This is a genomic window from Vaginella massiliensis (genome assembly GCF_900089075.1).
In the GTDB taxonomy this organism is placed as follows: Bacteria; Bacteroidota; Bacteroidia; order Flavobacteriales; family Weeksellaceae; genus Weeksella; species Weeksella massiliensis_A.
On record NZ_LT593746.1, the window covers coordinates 1,009,581 to 1,033,640 of the forward strand.

Consider the following 24,060-nt stretch of genomic DNA (forward strand, 5'->3'; position numbering starts at 1 on the left):
CAAGATTTAAACAAAAACATTTCCGAAATCAAATACAATCACTTAAATTTACCTACAGAAGTTCTTTGGACAAATGGTAACAAAATCGTGTACACCTATGATGCCAGTGGTAGTAAACTAAATAAAACGGTAACTGAGGGAAGTAAAACTACTACCACAGAATATATAGGTGGGTTTCAGTATGAACAAAACAAACTACAATTCTTTCCTCATGCAGAGGGGTATGTGAATGTTTTAGGCAATTTATTGAATGACAACAAAACCTTTCATTATGTGTATAACTATGCAGATCACTTAGGGAATGTACGGGTGAGTTACGCTTGGGATGAAAGGGGAAAATTAGAAATTCTAGAAGAGAACCACTACTACCCTTTTGGATTGAAACACAGAGGTTATACCGATTTGGTACAAGTACCTGTGGAAATAGGTGTGGGTGTAGGAGTTGAACCTGGAGGCATAGGTGTTATATCTACCGACTATTCGGGGTCTCGTTCTTATAATTATAAATACAATGGTAAAGAGTTAGAAGATGACCTTGGTTTAGATTGGTACGCCATGGATATGCGTATGTACGACCCTACAATTGCTCGGTGGATGGTGCATGACCCTGTGGTGCATCATAATATGTCGCCTTACAATGCTTTTGACAACAACCCTGTCTATTGGGCAGACCCGAGTGGGGCGGATTCACAAGGAGGTGGTGATGAGAGTAATATAGGAGATACCAAAATAGCTTTTGGTGTTACTTTAGGACAGTTAGGACAAGTATCTAAAATAGAATACTGGTCTGCCTCTGGTGATACAAGTAGTGGGAATGGGAATAATTCTAAAAAAAATGACAATAAAGGAGGTAGTAATAATAAAAAAGGAAGTAATACTAGTTCAACAGAAAATGATATACCCCCATTTGAAGGATTTGTCGAATTAGAGGAAATTGTTATTACAGCACTAAGCCAATTAGAAAGTAAATTAGAAGAGGCTACAAGTTTTTTATGGGAAGGATCGTTAGATAAATTTGTTAATTCTAACTTTGTAAAAGGTTCAACTATAACAGGATCTCTAATAAGCGAAAGTGGTAGGCAATTACAAAAAGCAGTAGAAAAAAGAGAAGGGATTTATCTAACAGATGGAAAATCGAAATTACAAAAAGGTAAGTTAAGTATTCGAGAACTTAACGGTACAACATACCGTAATATTAAATTAATTAGTAGGGGGCTAACTGTTGTTGGTTATGGTGTAACAGTCGCTACCATTTATAATGATTTTAACAATGGCAATGTTTATACAGGAATGACACGTCTTGCAGTCAATGGTATTATAGTAGGAGTTTCTGTAGCGTGTCCTGTTTGTGGTTTGGGATTGTCCATAGCAGAAGCAACTATGGGTAATTATTTGTATAATTATGTAGAAAATAATTTTGATAAATGATGATAGTTTTTGATTTTGTAGCCTATAAGGTTTATAAATGGGTCGTAAAATATAAACAATATGAGGGGATAGAATATTTACCAACCGCAGGTGCTATGGGATTTGCGATTATACCACTAATCATGTTGATTGTAACAAAAATAGAGCAATATTTTTCTGATAAAAGTATTGTTAGTAAAATAGTGGATTTAGGTAAAATCCCTGCTTTTATAATTATAACATTACCTCTTATGGTTCTTATCTACTACTATTTAAGAGCAAATCTCTACAAAATAGAAGATAAAATAGCTAAGAGTAAGATCCTCCAAATTTTAGATAGAATCCCAAATTTTATAGTATATTATATCTTTCTAATGTTTAATTGTGCTTTAATGATTTTTGTTGTAAAAATAATAGTTTAATAGTAGTAACATGTTGGTAATTTTTGATTTTGTAGCATATAAAATGTATAAGATGGTTGTAAAATATAAACAATATGAGGGGATAGAATATTTACCAACAGCAGGTGCTATGGGATACCCTGTTGCTATTCTCATTGCAATAATACTAACGGAAATAGAGTAACATTATTTTTGCAAAAGTATTATAAGCAATATAGCAGATATGGGGAAAATTCCTTTTTTCTTAATAATTACTTTACCAATCATGGTCATTATTTACTTTTATTTAAGATCTAATCTCTAAAAAAATGCTTTTCAAAACTTATTTCGTGTAGCAGTAACAATGATGCACGAAATACAACACGTTAGAGATTACAATTCGGGTTACTACACTAAAATTTATCAAAATTATAAAAATCATCCTCAGCACGAACAAATCGTAGATCATCTTATGGAAATGAGAGGATATATGATGGGTATAATAATGGGTGATTCACGACAAGAGCTAGGTTTTATTAATAATAAACGACTTTTATACAGAATATTTGGATTATGAAAAGATTCGTTATATTAAGTTTTTTAATCATTTTTATTTCTTGTAAAAGAGAGAAATGTACAACTGTTTATGATTTTGTGATTGGCGATAGTCTTAGCTATCAATATTAGTTCTTTAACTGGCTATCTATATTATTTCAATATGGAAAAACAAAATGAAGATTCTATTTATATTTTTTTGGAATGTTCTGATTTTAAAGAGTTAGATAGTGTATTTTTTCTCTCTCGGATTTAGGCAATTTATCTCCAAAAAAAAATAATCAACAAGCTTATTCAGGTAATCCATTCATAAGGTATATCATATTAAATCATAAAGATTCAACCTCTATTTATAAAATGTCTAAAAATGAATATTATGGTATAAATAATGATGAGTCACAAAGATTTAAAAAAGTATATGAATATGTTGTTAATCAAAAGATATTAAAAAGCAAAAAAACACGGAAAAAACTAGAAGAGGAAGTGTTTTGGTAAACTTCCCCATTTTTGTAGCCTTCCCTATTTTCAGACAGTGAATAAATATAATTTTACCACTCCTTTAAATCTAACTCACAAATAGAAGAATTATTTGTGAGTTAGATAATTTTGACACTATCCTATAAAGTGTGTAAGTTAAAAAGTTGGGCTTAGATTTTATAATCTGAGCCTTTTTTCAAAAATAAGCATAAATTGGTTAAGAACAATACCCCAATTATGAATAGGCATTGTCCATTTTTTAGTTGATTCCTTGAGTGCTAAATAAACAGACTTCAATACCGCATCGTCAGTAGGAAAAGACATTTTGTTTTTGGTATATTTTCTGATTTTTCCGTTCAGATTTTCAATGAGATTAGTCGTATAAATGATTTTACGGATTTCCATTGGGAAGTCAAAAAACACAGTTAATTCGTCCTAGTTGTTTCTCCAGGATTGGATTGCGTAAAGATATTTCCCTTCCCATTTTGTGGCAAAATCTTCTAAAGCGGCTTTGGCAGCGTCTTTGTTGGGTGCAGTATAAATATGTTTCATATCGGCAGAAAACTCTTTTCTATCCATCCAAACAATCAGATAAACATCGTCTAACGGTCGATTCTACCAAGCTACAACTTCACTGGCTACTGCGTTTGTTATTCTGGAAATTGTCGAAGTGGAAACATCAAAATCATACATTTCTTTAATCTGCTCTTCAATGTCCGAAACACTCATTCCTTTGGCATAAAACGAGATGATGATGTTTTCTAAACCATCAATGATGTTGTGCCTTTTCGGAACCAATGCAGGCTCAAAACTACCTTCACGATCTCTTGGAACTTTTATCTCGGATTCACCGAATGAGGATTTTATCTTTTTGGTTCCATGTCCGTTTCGATAATTACCATCGATGCTTTTATCATGTTTTTCGTTGTCCAGATGGCTATCCAGTTCGGCATCAAGCATGTGTTCTACGGCCTTCTTGTGGAGTTATTTGAAGAAAGATGTTAAATCATCTCCATTCTTAAAGGATTTGAAAAAATCCTTGTTGTTTAATAAATCTTCTTTGTTAATCATAACTGTATAATGTTTAAAAATAATAAAAAGTTAGTGGGATACTACCAACCTCGTTTGCCTTTTATTGTATTTTGAATGTTGGGTTTTTTAACAACACATTTGGAACACTACCCTATTTCTTTATAGTTTATAAAAAAATGATTTTTCATAAATATATTTATTCTTCTGTTTTTTATATATTTTTAATTCTTCACTTTTTTTTTCTTTGAAAACAGAATCTCCTATTTCTAAATAATGTGAATATCTATTTTCAAAATATTCGTCATCTGTAAAATATTTATTCTTATCATAATAATAGTGATTTCCTCCTCTTCCTTCTTTTATTTGAAAAATAATTCCTGCAATATTTTCCTCTTCATTATTAAAATAACGATCTATAGTAAATATTGAAAGTATAATACTAGAAATTAGAAAAAATGATATAGTCGTCTTTTTCATTTATTATTTTTTTAAAGCATCAGAATAATTTATTTTCCCAGTTCCTGTATGGATATTTAACCAATTATAATTAACAAATCCTTTGATATTTGCTGCTGTAGCTCCAACTTCTAAACCTAATCCTACCCCTGCGTTCACTTGATGCCACCCATATTTACCATCATTAGAGTATGAATAGCCAATATCTCCTCCTACAATTATTTTTCCACCAATACTAACTCCATATTCTGGACCAGGTAATGAAGATGCTCTTACATCATTAACTCCTCCTGAGTGCCTTGCTTTTGAAAAAGTTAAATCTACTGAACCGTTTACACCATCAACTATATTTGCTGAAGTATTGATTCCTAGATAGGGGAAAAATGATTTGTCGGAACCTTTAGTTATCCAATCAAAACTTATTGAAAAAGATGATCCAACAACTGCTGTACCATCAACACCTATAGAACAACCAAATTTATCTCCTGTAAGATTTCTTCTTAAGTCACTATTCCATGCATAGCTAGCACCACTTTCTGTAGCAGCATCGCCTATTAATGCTTCTTTATAATAATCTTCTGTTGTAGTATCATAAACTTGTGAAGTATCTCCAACAATATTTACATATGAATTATCAATATTATTAGCATACTTCATATAAATACCAGAAGTATCAATCCACAAATTACCATTAAAATCTCTTGGCGGTTCCGCCATCATCCCATCGGGATCTATGAAGAAAACAGGATTATTAAAAGCGTAGTTGTAAGGAGAGTGGCGTCTCATTTGTTCCGCCAACGGATCTACATTCATCCATCTACCAATAGCAGGGTCATAATTTCTTGCACCATAGTCGTATAAGTTGATGTTGAATTCCTCTTGTAATTCTTTACCATTGTACTTATAATTATAAGAATGAGACCCCGAATAGTCGGTAGATATAACACCTATTCCTCCAGGTTCAACTCCCACACCCACACCTATTTCCACAGGCACTTGTACCAAATCGGTATAACCTCTGTGTTTCAATCCAAAAGGACGAGTGAGATTTTGGAAATTGAGAATTTCCAAATCGAAACTTGCCAGCGTAGCTGTGTGGTTTTGCCTCATATCACTTTATTTTTTATTGGTATTCGGCGAACCTCGTTCCTCGGTTTCTTCTATTACTTTTAGTTTACTTTCGGTATCATCCCAAGCGTAGCTTACCCGCACGTTCCCTAAGTGATCGGTGTAATTGTAAACATAATTATAAGTTCTGCCGCCACTAACTTTATTGGTCACCACATTTACATAGCCTTCCGATGTTGGGAAAAATTGTAAATCATTGTTTTTGTATTGAAATCCACCTAAATAATCTGTGGTGGTCACTTTGGTACCATCGGTTACAATTTTTCTCAACTTTACACCGCTTGCATCGTAGGCGTAATGTATCCTTTTGTTGCTGTTCCAAATAACTTCTGTAGGTAAATTTAGGTGATTGTATTTTATTTCGGAAATTCCTTTGTTGATATCTTTTGTTAAAGAACTTCGTTCGGTTTCTTCTAAAAACTTTTATTAAAACTTTTTCTCGAAAATCGTTTTCATCGTACGTATAGTCATCACCGGCGTTCGTGCCATCGGTAAATCCCTCGCTGTTGATTTGTTAGATAAACTTGCTAAATTTTATGGAATTACGATTGACCAAATTGTACACATGGGTAATGAAGTTCCTACAGAAATAACGCTTGAAGATAAAACTGCAAACGAACAGGTTTGACTTATTTCTGAGCTTGAAGAAAAAGACAAAACGATTGTTTTTGGTATGAGTGAAACTATGCTGACTAAGAAAAAATTTAAGGATTTCTTTAATAAAAATGTGGCAACCTTATGAAATTACAAAAGGCAAACAAACATTTGCCTTTTGTGGTATTGTGAATTTATTTATTTTGCCCAAGTAGGTAATTCTTTCCACCCTTCTGATGGAGCTTCTTTTATACTATCTGGAACAGGTTTATTAGCATATAATTTATAAGTGAAAAATATTCTATTAACCCAATGTTTATCACTCATTTTTACTAAAAATTTATTTCCTACTTGTGATTCGTAGTACCTTGAGCTATCATTTGGAAAATTATATCTGCCAATGTTTATTTCGGAGTTATAATTGTAAGTAAACATAGCTCTATTAGTAGCACTTCTCCCTACATATTCAACTTTAGTTAAAGTTGCTATAGAATATTTATACTTTGTTTTAAAATTTGTTCTATAGATATATCCAACTATAAAATAAGATATAAATATGCTTATAAAAATACTTATAAATAGTTTAGTTTTATTTATTTCGATATTCATTATATGATTTATTAGCTTGTTGTTCTATTATTGCAGTTGGTAAACTGATCATTGCTTCAGTAGCTGCTTGTGTTGTAGTTGGCATTTGAGATACAGCCGAATTAAATCTTGAACCCATACCTCCTGAAATTAAACTTGTTCCACTATTGATAATGATGGTATTAGTATCTGTGTTGAATTTAAATTGCATTTCAGAAGCTTTAAAATCTACAGCCCCACCAACAGCCCCTGACACTCCTGGTATAAGAAAAGAATCTGCGATTACATCTATGGCATCCACATCTTGATTTATTGCAATTTGTGCAGTTGTACTGACAATCGCTTTTGCAGCAACAACTTTAATAGATCCGTAGACAACAACTTCTCCTAATACCGCAGGTGCAGCCATTACTCCAAAGAAAGCTACTACAGCTTTTTCTCCATCTCTTTTAGCTTTCTGCATTTTACCATATTTTTCTCTACCATCTTCTGTAGATAGTATACGTTTATAAGCACCATCGACATGGTTACCAAAAAAAGCAGATTTTATATCAATTTGAGGAATATTAATGCTGATTGGAAAAAAGCTAGAGCTTTTAGATTTTGACCCCAAAACTAGTGCTTCATGAAGTTCTATAGGATCTTCCTCTGTGCCAGTCCCATCACCAGGACCAGCAATTTGCTTACCGTCAGGATCTATAAAGTAAACTGGATTATTAACAGCATACGAATAAGGAGAATCCATTAAATACTTCTCCGTCAACGGATCCACAACGACCCATCTACCAATAGCAGGGTCATAATTCCTTGCGCCGTAATCATACCAATCTAATCCCAACTCATCTTGAAGTTCTTTTCCATTGTATTTATACTTATAACTATCACTACCCGAGGTTTGCATATTTATTACACCTATACCCACACGAACATCACTACTATTTACAATTTCTACACCCAAGGTCAAATCATTGTAACCTGTATGTTTCAAACCAAAAGGACGAGTGAGATTTTGGAAATTGAGAATTTCCAAATCGAAACTTGCCAGCGTAGCTGTGTGGTTTTGCCTCATATCACTTTATTTTTTATTGGAATTCGGCGAACCTCGTTCCTCGGTTTCTTCCAATATTTTTAATTTGTTTTCGGTGTCATCCCAAGCATAACTCAATCTTACGTTACCCAAATGATCCGTGTAATTGTAAACATAATTATAAGTTCTGCCGCCACTAACTTTATTGGTCACCACATTTACATACCCTTCCGATGTTGGGAAAAATTGTAAATCATTGTTTTTGTATTGAAATCCACCTAAATAATCTGTGGTGGTCACTTTGGTACCATCTATAACTATTTTTCTTAGCTTTACACCGTTTGCATCGTAGGCGTAATGTATCCTTTTGTTGCTGTTCCAAATAACTTCTGTAGGTAAATTTAGGTGATTGTATTTTATTTCGGAAATTCCTTTGTTGAAATCTTTTGTTAAATTTCCGTTTTCATCGTAAGCATAATCATTCCCCGTGTTTGTTCCGTCTTTGAAACCGCTTGCATGCGAGACTTGGTCTTTTACTTTCAGCAATTTGTTGGAGTTGGCTTGATAGGTATATTCCAAATCATCAATGTAAACCGTGTTATTGTTAAGATCTTGATTGCCAGAACGTAAGACGCTTTTGATGTTACCGTTGTGGTCATATTGCAATCTCTCGTTATAGGCATTTACCACTTGGTAATTTCCTTTGGTGTAAGCAACATCCAATAATCGGTTGAGTCCATCGTAAGCATAATCATAGCTTCTCACCGTTGGATTGTTGGCTGATTTCCATCTGGTTTCGGAAATGTTTCCGTTGTAGAGAAACTTCTTACCATAAGATTCATCCGTATAAAGGTCTTTTTTATCATACCCAATTTTGAAGGCAAACAAATCTTTGTATGTGCCTGTTTGGTTTTCTGTAATATTGTTGATGTCGGTTAACCAACCTCTGATGTTATAGGTATAATCTACCGTTTGGTAAGGCGTTGATGTACTGTTGCCCACTTTTTTCTGACTGAGTTGTCCAATCGCATTGTAGGTGTTTTGCGCAATGACTTCGACCTTACCGTTGTTTACTTGATGGGTCTGATTTTTCAATCGTTCGAAATGATCGTAGCTAAAGGTTTTTTTGACCGTGATTTCGGTATCTGTGCTTTTTCGTTTGTGTTTGGTAATGGTTTGGAGAGGTTTACCTCTGAAGTCTAATTGGTTTTCGACAATGGTATGACCGCCCAAATAGTTTACCTTGTGGCTTTTAACGACATAGAGGTATTGGGCATCGTACAGGGTATAGGCATATTCAAAATTCCATGTGTTGTTTTCCCAGGTATCTAAACTACGGGTCACGGTAAGAGTTGGTAATCCTTTGAGTTTTGTACCCTTTGCCAACGCATGCCCTTGTACATCGGCAGTGGTGTTTACACCCAAAGGATAGCTCGGATAATCGTCGTAATAATGAACGCTTAGAACATGATTATTTGCTCCAAAACCGTCTGTATTGTAATAAATTTGAATATTATCTTGTTGATATCCAGACCCCCTTGAGACGTTGTTGCTGCCTAATTGGTTGATGTAATTTTGAACATCAGTTCGTGTGCCTGGATCCCATGCCTTACCCGTAACGGCAATTCTACCAAACTTATCGTATTTGGTAAACAGCCAAACCCCTTCGGTTCTTTGGTTGGCATCTTGTGTGCCCACCAATCGGTCTTGGTTGTCATAGACCATATACTCCCATCCTTTACCAGGTAGTTTTTTCTCGACCAAACGGTTTTTGTCATCGTATTTGTATTGATAACCTAATTCATTCAATCGGTTGATGTACGAAGATGCCGTGCTGCTATTGTTGGCATTTTTTATCAATAGAGGAGGTAACACAAAAGTCAGATTCCCATACACATCATAGACATAATAAGTATCGTGATTTCCGTTAGAATTATTGCTCCCTGTACTGACAATATGGATGCGTTTGAGCAGTACTTTTCCTTCTTTGTCTTTGAACTCTTGGATGGGTTGCCCGTTCTCATCGGTGGTCACCGTTTTATAAAGTTGATTGGCAGCATATTTACCACTCAAGGTAAGGGTAGGTGTTGTGGTAGGATTGCTAACACCAAATTTCAGCACCTCACTTGCTGTATTGGTTTGGTAATCGAACTTAATTTCGTGTCCACTTCCTAATTTCCAACTGTTTCCTGGTGCAGCTTGTTTCAATACCCGATTTAGCGGTGAGTTTTCGTATTCCTTCTGCGAATAGGCATTGCTAGCTTCTGGTCCATATGCAGAAAGAATGGGTTCCCCAAAATTGCAGGGCCTTTTTTGTCCCGCTCTCTCAGATTTACAAACCATGAACAAAACTCGGTTTGGGATATTTTGCAAGCCAAGCAATTTTCAAAATCGTTTTTTCTAAACACTTCTGATGTTAATCATCAATTATTCTGTCCGAATTTCCTAAATTTGTAATCCTATTTAGGTTTAATCTAAATTTATAATCTCATGATCGAAACAGATATTGTAATTATTGGGGCTGGTCCAACAGGATTATTCGCGGTTTTTGAAGCAGGTTTGCTCAAAATGCGTTGTCACTTGATCGATGCTTTGCCACAACCAGGCGGACAGTTGACAGAGTTGTACCCCAAAAAACCAATATTCGATATACCAGGATATCCATCTGTTGGCGCAGGTGAATTGATAGACAATTTGATGGAGCAGATCAAACAATTCGAGCCTACATTTTCTCTCAACGAAGTTGCAACAACCATCGATAAACAAGAAGACGGTAGTTTTGTGGTAGGAACAAATCGCGGTACCCAAGTCCATGCAAAAGCAGTAGCAATTGCTGGTGGTTTGGGATCTTTCGAGCCGCGCAAACCGCTCATCGAAAACATTGCACAATACGAAGAAAACGGCGTGGAATACTTTGTTCGAAATCCCGAGATGTTCCGAGACAAACGCATTGTAATTGCAGGCGGAGGAGATTCTGCACTGGATTGGTCGATTTTCTTGGTCGATGTTGCTGCCGAAGTAACCTTGGTGCACCGTCGTAATGAATTCCGTGGAGCATTGGATTCGGTAGATAAAGTAATCGAACTAAAAAAGCAAGGAAAAATAAACCTCATCACACCTGCTGAAGTTGTCGGTATTTCTGGTGATGAAAAAGTAGAACGTTTGACCATAGAAAAAGAAGGCGAAACCTTCGAAATCGAAACAGATTTCTTTATACCACTGTTCGGTTTGACCCCAAAATTAGGACCAATTGCCGAATGGGGATTAGAAATCGAAAAGAATGCTGTAAAAGTCAACAATGCATTAGACTACCAAACCAACATCGAAGGGATTTACGCAATTGGCGACATCAATACCTACCCAGGAAAACTGAAGCTGATTTTATGCGGTTTTCATGAAGCAACGCTTATGTGCCAATCGATTTACAATAAATTGAATCCGGGTAAAAAATTCGTACTCAAATACACCACCGTTTCTGGAGTAGACGGTTTCGATGGCTCGCGCAAAGAAGCCGAAAAAGCTGTTGTAAAAGCAATTGATTAGAACCGTAATAATAAAAAAAATACAAAGCGTTTCTTTGAGAGACGCTTTTTTTGACTCAAATGAAGAGGATAATTTCTGATAAAGATTAATATTTAGTAAATTCGTATATCATATAGAATAGTATGTCAGATATCAAAATTACCATTATAGACCGCGAAGGGGTACATCACGAAGTCGATGCGCCAACCGATATGAATATGAATCTGATGGAAGTGGTTCGAGCTTACGAATTGGCGCCAGAAGGGACAATTGGTGTTTGTGGCGGCATGGCAATGTGTGCATCTTGCCAATGCTATGTTTTGACGCCCGAGATTCCGCTACCCGAAATGTTGCCCGATGAAGATGCCATGTTGGCCGAAGCTTTCAACGTTCGAGAAAACTCGAGATTGAGCTGCCAACTCGTGATCAATCCAGAAATGGAAGGACTGATGGTAGAATTGGCACCAGAATATTAATTGAGTTTTCGTGCGCGAAATGATCATCATAAATCAAACTGCGTAAAACTTAGAACCTTAGATCCATCAAAATGAATCAAGATAAAAGACTTTTCTTGCTCGATGCTTACGCCCTCATTTTCAGAGGTTATTATGCATTCATCAAAAATCCAAGAATCAATTCCAAAGGTTTCAATACCTCGGCAATTATGGGCTTTATGAACTCCTTGTTCGATGTCATCAAACGCGAGCAACCAACGCATTTGGCAGTAGTTTTCGATGTCGGACAAGCAACGGTGCGTACCGTGGATTATGAAGCCTACAAAGCAAATCGCGACGAAACACCAGAAGCGATAAGAGAGGGAGTGCCTTACATTCAAGAAATTTTGCGAGCGTTGTGCATACCGGTTTTGTATGCAGAAGGCTATGAGGCAGACGATGTTATCGGAACTTTGGCAAAAAAAGCAGAAAAAGAAGGATTCACCACCTATATGGTGACGCCAGATAAGGATTTTGGACAATTGGTTACAGAGCATATCAAAATCTATCGCCCAGCTGCCAATGGTAAAGGAGTCGAAATTTGGGGCGTAGAAGAGGTGAAAGAAAAGTTTGGTGTCGACGATCCTATACAGGTGATAGATTATTTGGGGATGATGGGTGATACAGTCGATAATATTCCAGGTTTGCCAGGTGTTGGTGCAAAAACCGCAAGCAAGTACATCAAAGAATTTGGTTCGTTGGAAGGTTTGTACGAAAACCTCGATAAACTCAAAGGAAAAACTAAAGAAAAAATCGAACAAAACAAAGAGTTGGGGATTTTGTCGAAAAAACTCGCCACAATTCTTTTGGATGCGCCTGTCGAATTTGACGAAGAAGAACTCACGGTTTGTGCACCGAATTTGCAGAAGGTCACCGAACTTTTTGATGAGTTGGAGTTTCGTCGAATGTTGGAAACAGTATATAGAATTTACGGTCTAGACGCCTCTGGCATTATCCAAGAAGCTCAAGCAGAATTGTCAAACGCTAGCGCTTCGGCTACAGAAACTGCGCAACAATCGTTGTTCGATTTTAGTAGTGATGAAGAAATTTTACCTACACAATCTATATATCAAACCATCGAAAATACCCCACATTTTTACCAGTTGATAGAAACGCCAAAAGCGAGAGAAATGCTCATCCAAAAACTGAATCAGCTCGCAAGTTTCACCTTCGATACCGAAACCACTGGGCTAGATGCATTAGAAGCCGAATTGGTAGGGATTTCATTTTCGTGGGAAAAAGGGAAGGGCTATTATATTCCGTTTCCCGATGATTTCGAAGCAGCCAAAAACATTATTCAAGAATTTAAATCGGCTTTAGAAAATGAAAATATTGTAAAAATCGGTCAGAATTTAAAGTATGACATCAAAGTGTTGCACAAATATGGAGTAGCGGTAAAAGGTCAAAACTTCGACACCATGATTGCGCATTACCTGATCAATCCAGATATGCGTCACAATATGGAGGTGTTGAGTGAAACTTACTTGCGTTATCAGCCAATTTCTATCGAAAAATTAATCGGTAAAAAAGGTAAAAATCAAAAGAATTTTCGAGAGGTAGACCAACTGCAACAAACCGAATATGCGGTAGAAGATGCCGATGTAACCCAGCAATTAAAAGAACTCTTCGAGCCAGAACTCCAAAAAACCAATACCTACAATTTGTTTCGGAATCTCGAAATGCCTTTGATGCAAGTTTTGGCAGAAATGGAGTTGGAAGGGATTAACCTCGATATTCCTTTTCTCAACGAATTGTCGATTCGCCACGATGCAAAAATTCGAGAATTGGAGCAACAGATTTACCAAGATGCAGGAGTAGAATTCAACCTGAATTCGCCTAAACAATTGGGCGAAGTTTTGTTCGAAAAATTACAATTGGATCCTAAAGCTAAAAAAACAAAAACTGGACAATATGCCACAGGTGAGGAAGTTTTGTCGAAACTGAAAGACAAACATCCCATCATTTCCGATATTTTAGAGTACCGTCAATTACAAAAACTAAAATCAACCTACATCGATGCTTTGCCAGTTTTGGTGAATCAGAAAACCAAGCGTTTGCACACCACATTTGCCCAAACCGTAGCAGCAACAGGGAGATTATCGTCGGTAAATCCTAATTTGCAAAACATCCCAATCCGGTCAGAAGAAGGACAATTGATCAGAAAAGCTTTCATTGCCAGAGATCAGAATCATCAAATCATTTCGGCAGATTATTCGCAAATCGAACTCAGGTTAATCGCCCAAATGTCTCAAGACCCGATCATGGTCGAGGCGTTTCGAAATGGCGAAGATATTCACGCATCGACGGCTGCAAAAGTGTTCAACGTTCCTTTGGAAGAGGTTACTCGCGAACAGCGTTCGCATGCCAAAACAGTGAATTTTGGGATTATTTACGGAGTTTCTTCGTTTGGATTGAGCGAACAAACCGGATTGTCGCGTTCGGAAGCCAAAAAATTGATTGATGCGTATTATGAAACCTATCCGACCTTGAAAAAATATATCGAAAATCAGATAGAAATTGCGCGCAAGCAAGGATATGTAGAAACGATAATGGGCAGAAGGCGCTACTTGAAAGACATCAACTCGAGCAATGCCGTCGTGAGAAGTCATGCCGAGCGTAACGCCGTCAATGCGCCTATACAAGGCTCTGTAGCAGATATTGTGAAAATGGCAATGATTCAAATTCAGAAAGAATTGAAAAAGAATTTCGAAACCAAAATGCTCTTGCAAGTACACGACGAACTGATTTTTGATGCGCCAAAAAGTGAAGTTTCAGAAGTGTCTGAAATGATCAAAAACATCATGGAATCGGTGATGCAAAAAGAAGTTCCGCTCGTAGCCGAAGTTGGCGTAGGAGACAATTGGTTAGAAGCCCATTAATGCCTATTTTTTGTTGATGAATACTTCATACGCTACCTGCGCGCCAGCTCTGCGTAAAGTCTCGAGTACCGAACAGTATTTCTCGATCGAGAGTTTTGCTGCTCGTTCTGCTTTTTCGGGATCAAAATCTCCAGTCAAATAGTATTCAACTTTTATGCGTTCCCAAACAGCAGGCGTTTTGTCTTTTTCACGTTCACCAAAAACTTTGATGCGTAAACTGTCAAAGGTCTGGCGTTGCTTGTCCAAGATCATCACAATGTCGATTCCGCTGCATGCGCCGCAGGCCATTAGCAAACTCAGCATTGGGCCAAGGCATTTTCCTTTTGATTCTTGCGCAACTTCATTGTTCTCACGATCTGCTTTGTAAGTGATGATGTTGCCATTCAAATCATCGGCGATATACGTATCGCTCGCTTTATGATAATCAATAATTACTTCTACCATTTTCGGTTTTTAGTTGCAATTTAGCCATTCTATTTCATATATGATGAATGATTCAAGATATTAAAGTCTGATTTTTTTTCGTTTCACGCTTGTGGTTTTTGTCTAATTTTTATCTGAATTAGAAATCATTTATGTTAAAATTTGAACAAACTTTTGTTTATAACCAACGAGCTGAATTATTTTAATAAAAAAATCCGTTCGAACGAACGGATTTTCTATTGAAGTGTAATTATTTATGCATCGATATTAGCATATACCGCATTCTTCTCGATGAATTCTCGTCTTGGTGGAACGTCGTCTCCCATCAACATCGAGAAAACTCGGTCGGCTTCTGCTGCATTGTCGATGGTTACTTGGCGCAAGGTGCGCTGAGCAGGGTTGAGGGTGGTGTCCCAAAGTTGTTCTGCGTTCATTTCTCCCAAACCTTTGTAGCGTTGTACCGAAACACCTTTGCCATCGGTTGCGAATTCTTCCGTAATTCTTTCGCGCTCTTCATCGTTCCATGCGTATTCAGATTTGTTTCCTTTCTTTACCAAATACAATGGCGGCGTCGCGATGTAGATGTGCTTGTTTTCGATCAATTCTTTCATATAGCGGAAGAAGAAAGTCAAAATCAAGGTGGCGATATGCGATCCATCGACATCGGCATCGGTCATGATGACAATTTTATGGTAGCGTAATTTCGATAAATTTAGTGCTTTTGAGTCTTCTTCAGTACCTATTGTTACCCCTAAAGCGGTGTAGATGTTTTTGATTTCTTCGCTATCCAAAACTTTGTGCGCCATTGCTTTTTCTACGTTCAAGATTTTACCACGCAACGGTAGAATTGCTTGGAAGTGGCGATCGCGTCCTTGTTTAGCCGTTCCGCCTGCCGAGTCACCCTCGACCAAGAATAGTTCTGATTCTTCTGGATTTTTTGAAGAACAATCCGCCAATTTTCCTGGTAAACCGCTACCGCCCATCGGGCTTTTGCGTTGCACCATTTCGCGCGCTTTTTTTGCAGCCTGTCGAGCTTTTGCAGCCAAAATTACTTTGTCTACAATGAGTTTGGCTTCGTTCGGATTTTCTTCTAAGAAATTCGTCAGCATCTCTGCTACGATTTTGTCCACCGCTGGGGATACCTCAGAGTTTCCTAATTTGGTTTTGGTTTGCCCTTCGAATTGTGGCTCCATCACTTTTACCGAGACGATAGCCGTGAGTCCTTCGCGGAAGTCATCGCCTACGATTTCTACTTTTTCTTTTGCAAGATTGAAGTTTTCTTCTGCGTATTTTTTCAAAGTGCGTGTCAAAGCTCTACGAAAACCGGTGAGATGTGTCCCACCTTCGTGCGTGTTGATGTTGTTTACGTACGAATGCACATTTTCGTTGTACGAGGTGTTGTAGCGCATGGCTACTTCAACCGGAATTCCATCGCGTTCACCTTCCATGAAAATTACATTGTCCATAATCGATTCGCGGCTACCGTCGATGAATTCTACGAATTCCTTCAAACCTTCTTCCGAATGGAAGTTTTCTTGTATGGGATTGCCTTCTTCGTCTTTTTCGCGATTATCAATCAGGGTGATGTTGATTCCTTTATTCAAGAAAGCCAATTCTCGTAAACGGTTGGCTAGCGTTTGATAGCTGTAAACCCTCACTTCTTGGAAGATGGTATCGTCTGGCGTAAAAGTAACGGTTGTTCCTTGTTTGTCTGTTACTCCAACCTCTTTTACATCGTACAATGGTTTTCCTTTAGAATATTCTTGGATGTATTTTTTCCCGTTTTTGAAAACTTCAGCGGTCAAATGCTCAGACAAGGCATTCACACAAGATACGCCAACACCGTGTAGACCTCCAGATACTTTGTAGGTGTCTTTGTCGAATTTACCTCCAGCACCAATTTTGGTCATGACAACCTCTAGAGCCGATTTCCCTTCTTTTTTATGAAAATCTACTGGAATTCCTCGTCCATTATCTTCTACTCTGATCGAGTTGTTTTCTAAAATTGTAACCTTTATGGTGTCGCAATAACCAGCCAATGCCTCATCGATCGAGTTGTCGACCACCTCGTAAACCAAATGGTGTAACCCTCTCACTCCCACATCTCCGATGTACATAGACGGACGAAGACGTACGTGCTCCATACCTTCTAATGCCTGGATATTGTCTGCTGTATAGTTGTTCTGACTCATCATATATTTTTCTTCTTCTTTTTGATCTGAAATAACTTTCAAATATACGAAAAATAAATGACTTGTTTGTGTTGGGATGGCTATAAAACAAAAGAGTTTTCAACATTTGAAAGAGGAAAACTCTTGAACATTTATCTTGATTGACAGGGAACTAGAGGTCTTTTTGGTCGAGGTAAACGACTTTTTTGGTTTCGAAAAAATCTTCTTCAAAATAGTCTGAAATATCGAAGAGTTTTGCTTTCGGAAAATTGGTCAGCTCTTCGGTGAGATCTCCACCTTTGAGGTACAAAACGCCATTAGGGAATGGATTTTTGTTTTCTTTTTCGAATTTTCCTTTTATCCATTCTACAAACCTTGGCATTGCCGTAACGGCTCTCGAAACTACAAAGTCATATTTTGATGTGATTTCTTCTGCGCGTTTTTGTTCTCCTTTTACATTGTTCAGCCCTAAGGCTGAAGCGATTTCGTTAACAACTTTAATTTTTTTTCCGATCGAATCGACCAAGTGGAAATCAACCTCGGGATACAAAATTGCCAACGGCAAACCCGGCAAACCTCCGCCAGTTCCTACATCCAAAATTTTCGAACCAGGCGCAAACTCCATTACTTTGGCAATGGCAAGAGAATGCAAAATGTGGTTGGTGTATATTTCGTCGATGTCTTTGCGTGATACCACATTGATTCGGGCATTCCACTCCTTGTACAAATCGCCGATTTGGGCAAATTGTTCTTGTTGTTTGGTGGTAAGCGCTGGGAAATAGTTGAAAATGATTTGATGCATGTGGTTTAAAGAATTTCTGAAACCCGTTCACAAACGTAGTTCAACAACTGCGTGTCTTTTTCGGTAAATGGGTCGATATGATGACTATCGATGTCGATTTGTCCTATATTATTTCCTTCTTTGAAGATGGGAACTACAATTTCGGCTTTTGTCTCGATCGAACATGCCAAATAATTGTCTTGATTGCTAACGTCGGGCACCACAAAAGTTTCGTTCGATACAGCAACTTGTCCGCAAATTCCTTTGCCATAAGGTATAATGGTATGATCGGTTTCTGCTCCAACGTATGGCCCTAGCTTCAATTCTGGGCGATCTCCATTTTTGAAATAAAATCCAACCCAATTGTAATGCTCGATTTCGTCGGATAGCAATTGACAGATTTTTTGAAGTTTTGCGTTGGTTTCGATGCTACTATCAATAATCACATCGATGCGCTTATGTAAATCTTCCATTGTTCAATTGTTTAGAGGGCAAAGTTAAGAAAGTTTTTCGGCATCCAATATTTAATAGAAAGCGAGTATATTTGTTTTACTAATTTTACCATGATGAAGGATTACAAACCATTGCTCTTGTTTCTACTAAAATTTCTAGGTACCTACATTGTGCTGATTTTGCTGTACAATCTATACCTACAACAGTATTTGCCGCATGATGTGGCAGATCCTTTCACCGCGTTTACATCAGATTCGACCAAAGTTTTACTCGATGCTTTGGGGTTTGAGACCAAAAGTTACCAAAGCCTCAATATGCCTTATTATCATTTTTGGATGGAAGGGCAAAACACCTCGATTGTGAACGAAGGTTGCAATGCGCTTTCGATCATGATTATTTTTGTTGCTTTTATTGTTGCTTTTAGCACAACGTTCAAGCAAACATTGCTTTATATTTTTGGTGGTTTACTCGTGATTTTTATCATGAATATTGCTCGTATTGCTTTGCTCAATTGGATTTTTCGATATCATTTTGAATACGGTAAAATGGCTCACGATTATCTGTTTCCTGCGATTATCTACGGTACCATTGTCGTGTTGTGGGTGATATGGATTCGAAAATTTGTGGTAAAAAAGAAATCCAATGAACAAGTGGCTTAAATTTGGAATTGTTTCGGTTTTAATCTTAGGATTAATTCTGGTTCGTAAATACGAAGAAGTTTTGTTTTACGATCCATTTTTGTGGTACTTCAAACATTCGGAGCGCACCATCTTCCCGGTTGTCGATTTTCCTCGTTTATATGCTTCGCTATCATTTCGTTATGCGCTCAATGCTTTGTTGTCTGTCTTGATCATCGCCGTGTGGTTCCAGAACAAACAATACACCAAATTCACCATTGTTACGCTTATTGCGGGTTTTGTGGTTTTATTGCCGCTTTATCATTTGGCAATCCTCGACAAGTTCGAGCTTGGAGCGAATATTGGGTTTTACATTCGTCGATTTCTCATCCAACCGATGTTTGTATTGATTTTGATTCCGGCTTTTCTCTACCAGAACTATCAAACAAAAAACTCCGAATTACAGTAATCCAGAATCATCAACTTCTTGATTGATATCGCGAGCTTGTTGCGATTCTTTGGCAATCTGCCGTTGTATTTTTCGTCTTTTGTACATCCAACCAAGGATTCCGCCAAATATCATCCCAAAGCCCAATCCACAAAAAACTCCGACCAAGAATTCTTTATCCAAAGTCAAGCGATCGAGTTCTAAATTGGTGAAATAAAAAATCGAAACTCCGATTGCGAAAAGTAATATGCCGATGACCGTTGTGTATTTCATATTAAAAAAGATTTGCGTTGATTCTTTGTCTTACGGCTTCGTACAAAATTGCGCCACATGCAACCGAAACGTTGAGCGATGCTGTTTGCCCAGCCATTGGTAATTTAATAATATTATCCGAGATTTTCAATAAATTATCAGAAATTCCGTCTTCTTCGCTTCCCATAATAATCGCGACCGGATTCGTAAAATCTGCTTCGTACAAATAAGTGTCCGATTTTTCTGAGGCTGCAATCGCAACGATACCAGATTGTTGCAGGTATTCTACTGTCTTTCTGAGGTTGTGTTCTTTGCAAACGGGAATATTGTATAAGGCTCCAGTAGAGGTTTTTATAGCGTCGGCATTTACCGAAGCCGAGCCTTTACTCGGGATGATGATGGCGTCTATGCCCACGCATTCTGCTGTACGAGCAATGGCGCCAAAATTTCTGACATCGCTTACACGATCCAAAATCAATAGAAACGGAGTTTTTCCTTTTTCATAAATTTGAGGTAAAACATTTTCGATCGAATCGAAATCGATGGGTGAAAGAAAAGCATAGACTCCTTGGTGGTTTTTACCAGTCAAACGATTCATTTTTTCGACCGGAACGTAACTCGTTGGAATATCATATTCGGAAATCAATTTTCTAAGTTGAGCAAAAATTTCGCCTTGTAAACCCTTTTGTACAAAGAGTTTGTCTATCGTTTTTCCAGATTCTATTGCTTCGATTACAGGACGAAGTCCAAAAATTCCACCTTCTCTTTTCATAATTACAAAGATACATTTGTTATGAAATATTGTTTAAATTTTATGATGGATTATTTAATAGATTGCAATAGAAGTTCTAATTTCGTAACTTCAAGACGTGAATAATGGATAATTATTCGACATAAGTATAACTCAATTTTCTAAACAATCATGCAACAATATCTCGAATTATGTAAAAAGGTAATGATCGAAGGTAGGATGAAAGAAGACCGCACGGGCACAGGAACCAAGAGTGTTTTTGGGCATCAAATGCGTTTTGATTTGAATGAAGGTTTTCCTTTGGTGACGACCAAAAAATTGCATCTGAAATCGATCATTTACGAATTGTTGTGGTTTCTGAAAGGGGATACCAACGTGCAATATTTACAAGAAAATGGAGTGCGAATCTGGAATGAATGGGCAGATGAAAATGGCGATCTTGGTCCCGTGTATGGTCATCAATGGCGGAGTTGGGGAAAACCAAATGGCGAGGTCGTAGACCAAATTTCCGATGTCATTCATCAAATCAAAACCAATCCAGATTCAAGACGATTGATTGTTTCAGCTTGGAATGTTGGTGAACTCGATCAAATGGCGTTGGCGCCTTGTCATGCCTTTTTTCAGTTTTATGTAGCCGATGGTAAATTGTCTTTGCAACTGTATCAGCGCAGCGCCGATATCTTTTTGGGTGTGCCGTTCAACATGGCTTCGTATGCATTGCTTCAGATGATGGTTGCGCAGGTTTGTGGTTTAGAGTTGGGAGATTTTATCCATACCTTTGGCGATGCCCATATCTATAAAAATCATTTCGAACAAATAGAATTGCAGCTTTCGCGCACGCCATATCCGTTACCAAAAATGAAAATCAACCCAGCGGTGAACGATATTTTCGATTTTCGATTCGAAGATTTCGAACTCGTCGATTATCAAGCACATCCGCATATTAAAGGAATTGTTGCGGTATAAATCGCACTACGACAGTTAGAAGATTGTAACATTTGAAACTTTAATATCGACCTATTTCGAAAATAAATTCAGCATGAAAAAAAGCATTTTTTTACTGGCTTCTGTTTTTCTTTTGAACCATTCATTAGAAGCACAAGTTCAAACTCTTCCACCAAGTTATCGAGAAGATCAAACCAATAAAATGGATATTTATCGTGCCGAGGCAGAAAAAATAAATGCTTTGGTGCACACCAAATTGGATTTGAAATTCGATTATGCCAAACAACATGTTTTAGGAGAGGCTTGGCTTACCCTAAAACCCTATTTCTATCCGACCAATCGATTGGTGTTGGATGCAAAAGCTATGGTGATTCACGAAGTGAGTTTGGTGAGTGGAAATAGCAAAAAGAAACTAAAATTTACCAACAACGACTTTCAATTGTTTATCGATTTGGATAAGGAATACCATCGAAATCAGGAATATACTTTATACATCAACTATACCGCTCGCCCGAATGAAGTGAAACAAGAAGGAAGCGCCGCGATATCTGATGCAAAAGGCTTGTATTTCATCAATCCTGACGGAAGCGATGCGACCAAACCTACTCAGATTTGGACACAAGGTGAAACCGAATCCTCGTCTTGTTGGTTCCCGACCATCGATAAACCAAACCAAAAAACATCGCAAGAGATTTATTTGACCTATCCAGAAAAATACGTTTCGCTGTCGAACGGTTTGCTAAAATCGACTAAAAAAAATAACGACGGAACCAAAACAGATTATTGGAAATTCGATTACAAACACGCACCTTATCTATTCTTTATCGGCATTGGCGATTACGCCATCATCAAAGACAAATGGAAAAACGTTGAGGTTAACTACTATGTAGAGCCAGAATATAAAGATTATGCAAAAGATATTTTTGGCAATACGCCAGAGATGATTGAGTTTTTCTCGAACAAATTAGACTATCCTTTCCCGTGGGACAAGTACCACCAAATCACCGCGCGCGATTATGTTTCGGGAGCAATGGAAAATACAGGTGCGGTTTTGTTTTTAGAGCAAATTCAGCAAAAACCTGGACAATTGATCGATGAGAATAAATTCGAATACATCATAGCACACGAATTATTTCATCATTGGTTTGGAGATTTGGTCACCACCGAAAGTTGGTCTCATCTCACGGTAAACGAATCGTTTGCAAACTATTCTGAATATTTGTGGTACGAGCACAAATACGGAAAAGAAAAAGCAGAAGAACACCGATGGGGTGAAATAGAAGGGTATAACACACCAGAAAACTTCGATAAAATTTTGGTTCGAATGCACTACAATTCGCGCGAAGATATGTTCGACGGCGTTTCGTACAACAAAGGTGGAGCAATCATACACATGTTGCGAAATTATTTGGGAGATGAAGCGTTTTTCAAAGGTTTGAATCTGTATCTGAACGAAAACAAATTTGGAACAGCAGAGGCTGTGCAATTGCGTTTGGCTCTGGAAAAAGTTTCGGGTCGCGACCTGAATTGGTTCTTCAATCAATGGTACAACGACAGCGGTCATCCGAAACTAAATTTAGCTTATGATTATAATCAATCGACCAAGAAAATAAGTGTGAACGTAAAACAAGAAGGAACAAAATTTTTCGAATTTCCTTTTGCGATCGATGTCGTTGTCAATGGAAAGGCAACTCGTCATCAGGTATGGGTCAGCAAAAAAGCCATCAACACTTTCACTTTCGACGCTTCTCAGAAACCAGATGTCGTGATTCCGAATGCAGATGAAGTTCTGCTTTGCGACCTGAAAGATAACAAATCGATAGAAGAATTTATTGCTCAATACAAAGCCGGCACTGGAAATTACGGTGTGAGAAGACGCGCGATAGAAGCCTTGGCAGACGCACAAAACACCAACGACAAAGCTTTGGATGCGTTGCTTGCTGCTACCGCAGATTCGTTCGACGGTTTACGAATGGTTGCCCTCAACAATTTAGACGCTCAAAGTCTGAAGATAAAAGAAAAGGCAATTCCGGTACTGAAAAATTTGGTTCAAAACGAAGCAAAAACAAAAGTGCAAGCACTAGCTGTTGAGATGCTGAATTTTATGGATGCAGTAGACGCTCCGATGTACGAAAAATTAACGAAAAGTAAATCGTATGCCGTACAAGCAGCAGCGATAAACGGAATCTTGAAAAATAATCCGAATCGTGTCGCAGAATTTACCCAAGTAGATGATGAGGTAATCGCCTCTAGTAATGCTTTGGTGGTTGCCATGTTGCCGAGTTGGATTGCCCAAAACGATTTGAAAAAATCGAATTTAGTTGCAGAAAGTGTTGCATTTTATGAATTTGCAAAATTTCAGAATCCAGCACAAGCTGAGGTTTTAGAAAAAGGATTCAATTGGGTGATGAGCCACGATACCCCATCGGCTACCAAGAAAATCGCTCAACTTTACTCGAGTTATTATACCTATTTGCAAAATAATCAGCCACAAGCGGCTCCTTTTATCAAACGAATGGCAGAAAATGCTTTGCGATTGAAATCGGATGCTTTTGCCTCTACCAAAAGTTCGGCTTTGGAAAAACAAATGAAAGATTTGCAAAATGTAATCGATAAGATGAAATAAGCAGAGAATTATTTGGATGAAAAACGAAACGCTTCTCAAGGCAAGCGTTTCGTT

Annotated in this window: 22 protein-coding genes and 1 pseudogene; 10 read left to right on the forward strand and 13 right to left on the reverse strand. The window is 37.6% G+C overall.

Features of this window, described 5'->3' with window-relative positions:
• Window positions 1-87 precede the first annotated feature (87 nt).
• The 3 genes from BN8061_RS06080 to BN8061_RS11880 are packed head-to-tail and all read left to right on the forward strand — an operon-like array spanning window position 88 to window position 1,992.
• On the forward strand, window positions 88-1,428 hold the full coding sequence (locus BN8061_RS06080; protein WP_068597382.1) for an RHS repeat domain-containing protein: 1,341 nt from the start codon (window positions 88-90) through the stop codon (window positions 1,426-1,428).
• Window positions 1,425-1,829 carry a hypothetical protein gene (locus BN8061_RS06085; protein ID WP_068597384.1) on the forward strand — a complete coding sequence of 135 codons (405 nt, stop codon included), beginning with the start codon at window positions 1,425-1,427 and terminating at the stop codon, window positions 1,827-1,829. Before BN8061_RS06080 ends, BN8061_RS06085 begins: the two co-directional genes overlap by 4 nt.
• Before the next feature lie 10 nt (window positions 1,830-1,839).
• Window positions 1,840-1,992 carry a hypothetical protein gene (locus BN8061_RS11880; protein WP_154662269.1) on the forward strand — a complete coding sequence of 51 codons (153 nt, stop codon included), beginning with the start codon at window positions 1,840-1,842 and terminating at the stop codon, window positions 1,990-1,992.
• A gap of 1,004 nt (window positions 1,993-2,996) precedes the next feature.
• Here the strand turns inward: BN8061_RS11880 and BN8061_RS06095 are convergent.
• The 7 genes and pseudogenes from BN8061_RS06095 to BN8061_RS06125 all read right to left on the reverse strand — a co-directional run bounded on the left by BN8061_RS06095 (window position 2,997) and on the right by BN8061_RS06125 (window position 10,017).
• Window positions 2,997-3,890 (reverse strand): annotated as a pseudogene (locus tag BN8061_RS06095) (transposase).
• Between the two features lie 120 nt (window positions 3,891-4,010).
• Entirely contained in the window at window positions 4,011-4,328 is a 318-nt protein-coding gene (locus tag BN8061_RS06100; protein WP_068597388.1) for a hypothetical protein, read from the reverse strand.
• Window positions 4,329-4,331: 3 nt separating this feature from the next.
• Complete coding sequence (locus tag BN8061_RS12355; protein ID WP_068597390.1) at window positions 4,332-5,417, reverse strand: RHS repeat-associated core domain-containing protein; 1,086 nt, start codon at window positions 5,415-5,417, stop codon at window positions 4,332-4,334.
• A 6-nt stretch (window positions 5,418-5,423) separates the two neighbouring features.
• Window positions 5,424-5,705 carry a hypothetical protein gene (locus BN8061_RS06110; protein ID WP_068597391.1) on the reverse strand — a complete coding sequence of 94 codons (282 nt, stop codon included), beginning with the start codon at window positions 5,703-5,705 and terminating at the stop codon, window positions 5,424-5,426.
• 522 nt (window positions 5,706-6,227) lie between these two features.
• Window positions 6,228-6,638 carry a hypothetical protein gene (locus BN8061_RS06115; RefSeq protein ID WP_068597393.1) on the reverse strand — a complete coding sequence of 137 codons (411 nt, stop codon included), beginning with the start codon at window positions 6,636-6,638 and terminating at the stop codon, window positions 6,228-6,230.
• Window positions 6,619-7,686, reverse strand: a complete 1,068-nt coding sequence (locus BN8061_RS12360) for an RHS repeat-associated core domain-containing protein (RefSeq protein WP_068597395.1) — start codon at window positions 7,684-7,686, stop codon at window positions 6,619-6,621. Before BN8061_RS12360 ends, BN8061_RS06115 begins: the two co-directional genes overlap by 20 nt.
• 6 nt (window positions 7,687-7,692) lie before the next feature.
• Window positions 7,693-10,017: a DUF6443 domain-containing protein gene (locus BN8061_RS06125; RefSeq protein WP_154662271.1), complete on the reverse strand. Its 2,325-nt coding sequence runs from the start codon at window positions 10,015-10,017 to the stop codon at window positions 7,693-7,695.
• Window positions 10,018-10,134: 117 nt separating this feature from the next.
• Between BN8061_RS06125 and BN8061_RS06130 the strand changes: the two genes are divergently transcribed.
• From BN8061_RS06130 to polA, 3 genes are all read left to right on the forward strand, one after another.
• Window positions 10,135-11,187: an NAD(P)/FAD-dependent oxidoreductase gene (locus tag BN8061_RS06130; protein ID WP_068597399.1), complete on the forward strand. Its 1,053-nt coding sequence runs from the start codon at window positions 10,135-10,137 to the stop codon at window positions 11,185-11,187.
• Window positions 11,188-11,309: 122 nt separating this feature from the next.
• Window positions 11,310-11,642, forward strand: a complete 333-nt coding sequence (locus BN8061_RS06135; RefSeq protein WP_068597401.1) for a 2Fe-2S iron-sulfur cluster-binding family protein — start codon at window positions 11,310-11,312, stop codon at window positions 11,640-11,642.
• Window positions 11,643-11,713: 71 nt separating this feature from the next.
• Window positions 11,714-14,539: a DNA polymerase I gene (gene polA / locus BN8061_RS06140; protein WP_068597403.1), complete on the forward strand. Its 2,826-nt coding sequence runs from the start codon at window positions 11,714-11,716 to the stop codon at window positions 14,537-14,539.
• 3 nt (window positions 14,540-14,542) lie between these two features.
• Here polA and BN8061_RS06145 read toward each other — a convergent pair whose 3' ends face one another.
• The 4 genes from BN8061_RS06145 to BN8061_RS06160 all read right to left on the reverse strand — a co-directional run bounded on the left by BN8061_RS06145 (window position 14,543) and on the right by BN8061_RS06160 (window position 18,387).
• A complete protein-coding gene (locus BN8061_RS06145; RefSeq protein WP_068597405.1) occupies window positions 14,543-14,983 on the reverse strand; it encodes an OsmC family protein in 441 nt (146 codons plus the stop codon).
• A 233-nt stretch (window positions 14,984-15,216) separates the two neighbouring features.
• On the reverse strand, window positions 15,217-17,154 hold the full coding sequence (gene gyrB, locus BN8061_RS06150; protein WP_068597983.1) for a DNA topoisomerase (ATP-hydrolyzing) subunit B: 1,938 nt from the start codon (window positions 17,152-17,154) through the stop codon (window positions 15,217-15,219).
• 151 nt (window positions 17,155-17,305) lie between these two features.
• Window positions 17,306-17,935 (reverse strand): 16S rRNA (guanine(527)-N(7))-methyltransferase RsmG, encoded by a 630-nt coding sequence (gene rsmG, locus BN8061_RS06155; protein WP_068597407.1) that lies wholly within the window; start codon window positions 17,933-17,935, stop codon window positions 17,306-17,308.
• 5 nt (window positions 17,936-17,940) lie between these two features.
• Window positions 17,941-18,387, reverse strand: a complete 447-nt coding sequence (locus BN8061_RS06160) for a GAF domain-containing protein (protein WP_068597409.1) — start codon at window positions 18,385-18,387, stop codon at window positions 17,941-17,943.
• Between the two features lie 90 nt (window positions 18,388-18,477).
• On the opposite strand from BN8061_RS06160, the gene xrtF reads away from it, so the two are divergent.
• The gene (gene xrtF, locus BN8061_RS06165) at window positions 18,478-19,026 is read left to right on the forward strand and encodes an exosortase family protein XrtF (RefSeq protein ID WP_235802694.1); all 549 of its coding nucleotides are present in this window, start codon (window positions 18,478-18,480) and stop codon (window positions 19,024-19,026) included.
• A complete protein-coding gene (locus BN8061_RS06170) occupies window positions 19,010-19,453 on the forward strand; it encodes an exosortase F system-associated membrane protein (RefSeq protein WP_068597411.1) in 444 nt (147 codons plus the stop codon). Before xrtF ends, BN8061_RS06170 begins: the two co-directional genes overlap by 17 nt.
• Here BN8061_RS06170 and BN8061_RS06175 read toward each other — a convergent pair.
• Both BN8061_RS06175 and rlmB read right to left on the reverse strand, forming a co-directional pair.
• Entirely contained in the window at window positions 19,445-19,705 is a 261-nt protein-coding gene (locus BN8061_RS06175; protein WP_068597413.1) for a hypothetical protein, read from the reverse strand. The genes BN8061_RS06170 and BN8061_RS06175 overlap by 9 nt on opposite strands.
• Window position 19,706: 1 nt before the next feature.
• Entirely contained in the window at window positions 19,707-20,456 is a 750-nt protein-coding gene (rlmB, locus tag BN8061_RS06180; RefSeq protein WP_068597415.1) for a 23S rRNA (guanosine(2251)-2'-O)-methyltransferase RlmB, read from the reverse strand.
• Window positions 20,457-20,606: 150 nt separating this feature from the next.
• On the opposite strand from rlmB, the gene BN8061_RS06185 reads away from it, so the two are divergent.
• Together BN8061_RS06185 and BN8061_RS06190 are read left to right on the forward strand one after the other, a co-directional pair.
• Complete coding sequence (locus BN8061_RS06185; RefSeq protein WP_068597417.1) at window positions 20,607-21,401, forward strand: thymidylate synthase; 795 nt, start codon at window positions 20,607-20,609, stop codon at window positions 21,399-21,401.
• Window positions 21,402-21,474: 73 nt separating this feature from the next.
• Window positions 21,475-24,006, forward strand: coding sequence for a M1 family metallopeptidase (locus BN8061_RS06190; RefSeq protein ID WP_068597419.1), 2,532 nt, complete (start codon window positions 21,475-21,477; stop codon window positions 24,004-24,006).
• The last annotated feature ends 54 nt before the right edge of the window (window positions 24,007-24,060 follow it).

Excerpts from the sequence above, each read along its gene's own strand:
- BN8061_RS06085 (WP_068597384.1), top strand. The coding sequence starts at position 1,425 with ATGATGATAGTTTTTGATTTTGTAGCCTATAAGGTTTATAAATGGGTC.
- BN8061_RS11880 (WP_154662269.1), top strand. The coding sequence starts at position 1,840 with ATGTTGGTAATTTTTGATTTTGTAGCATATAAAATGTATAAGATGGTT.
- BN8061_RS06100 (WP_068597388.1), bottom strand. The coding sequence starts at position 4,328 with ATGAAAAAGACGACTATATCATTTTTTCTAATTTCTAGTATTATACTT.
- BN8061_RS12355 (WP_068597390.1), bottom strand. The coding sequence starts at position 5,417 with ATGAGGCAAAACCACACAGCTACGCTGGCAAGTTTCGATTTGGAAATT.
- BN8061_RS06115 (WP_068597393.1), bottom strand. The coding sequence starts at position 6,638 with ATGAATATCGAAATAAATAAAACTAAACTATTTATAAGTATTTTTATA.
- BN8061_RS12360 (WP_068597395.1), bottom strand. The coding sequence starts at position 7,686 with ATGAGGCAAAACCACACAGCTACGCTGGCAAGTTTCGATTTGGAAATT.
- BN8061_RS06130 (WP_068597399.1), top strand. The coding sequence starts at position 10,135 with ATGATCGAAACAGATATTGTAATTATTGGGGCTGGTCCAACAGGATTA.
- BN8061_RS06135 (WP_068597401.1), top strand. The coding sequence starts at position 11,310 with ATGTCAGATATCAAAATTACCATTATAGACCGCGAAGGGGTACATCAC.
- polA (WP_068597403.1), top strand. The coding sequence starts at position 11,714 with ATGAATCAAGATAAAAGACTTTTCTTGCTCGATGCTTACGCCCTCATT.
- BN8061_RS06145 (WP_068597405.1), bottom strand. The coding sequence starts at position 14,983 with ATGGTAGAAGTAATTATTGATTATCATAAAGCGAGCGATACGTATATC.
- gyrB (WP_068597983.1), bottom strand. The coding sequence starts at position 17,154 with ATGAGTCAGAACAACTATACAGCAGACAATATCCAGGCATTAGAAGGT.
- rsmG (WP_068597407.1), bottom strand. The coding sequence starts at position 17,935 with ATGCATCAAATCATTTTCAACTATTTCCCAGCGCTTACCACCAAACAA.
- BN8061_RS06160 (WP_068597409.1), bottom strand. The coding sequence starts at position 18,387 with ATGGAAGATTTACATAAGCGCATCGATGTGATTATTGATAGTAGCATC.
- xrtF (WP_235802694.1), top strand. The coding sequence starts at position 18,478 with ATGATGAAGGATTACAAACCATTGCTCTTGTTTCTACTAAAATTTCTA.
- BN8061_RS06170 (WP_068597411.1), top strand. The coding sequence starts at position 19,010 with ATGAACAAGTGGCTTAAATTTGGAATTGTTTCGGTTTTAATCTTAGGA.
- BN8061_RS06175 (WP_068597413.1), bottom strand. The coding sequence starts at position 19,705 with ATGAAATACACAACGGTCATCGGCATATTACTTTTCGCAATCGGAGTT.
- rlmB (WP_068597415.1), bottom strand. The coding sequence starts at position 20,456 with ATGAAAAGAGAAGGTGGAATTTTTGGACTTCGTCCTGTAATCGAAGCA.
- BN8061_RS06185 (WP_068597417.1), top strand. The coding sequence starts at position 20,607 with ATGCAACAATATCTCGAATTATGTAAAAAGGTAATGATCGAAGGTAGG.
- BN8061_RS06190 (WP_068597419.1), top strand. The coding sequence starts at position 21,475 with ATGAAAAAAAGCATTTTTTTACTGGCTTCTGTTTTTCTTTTGAACCAT.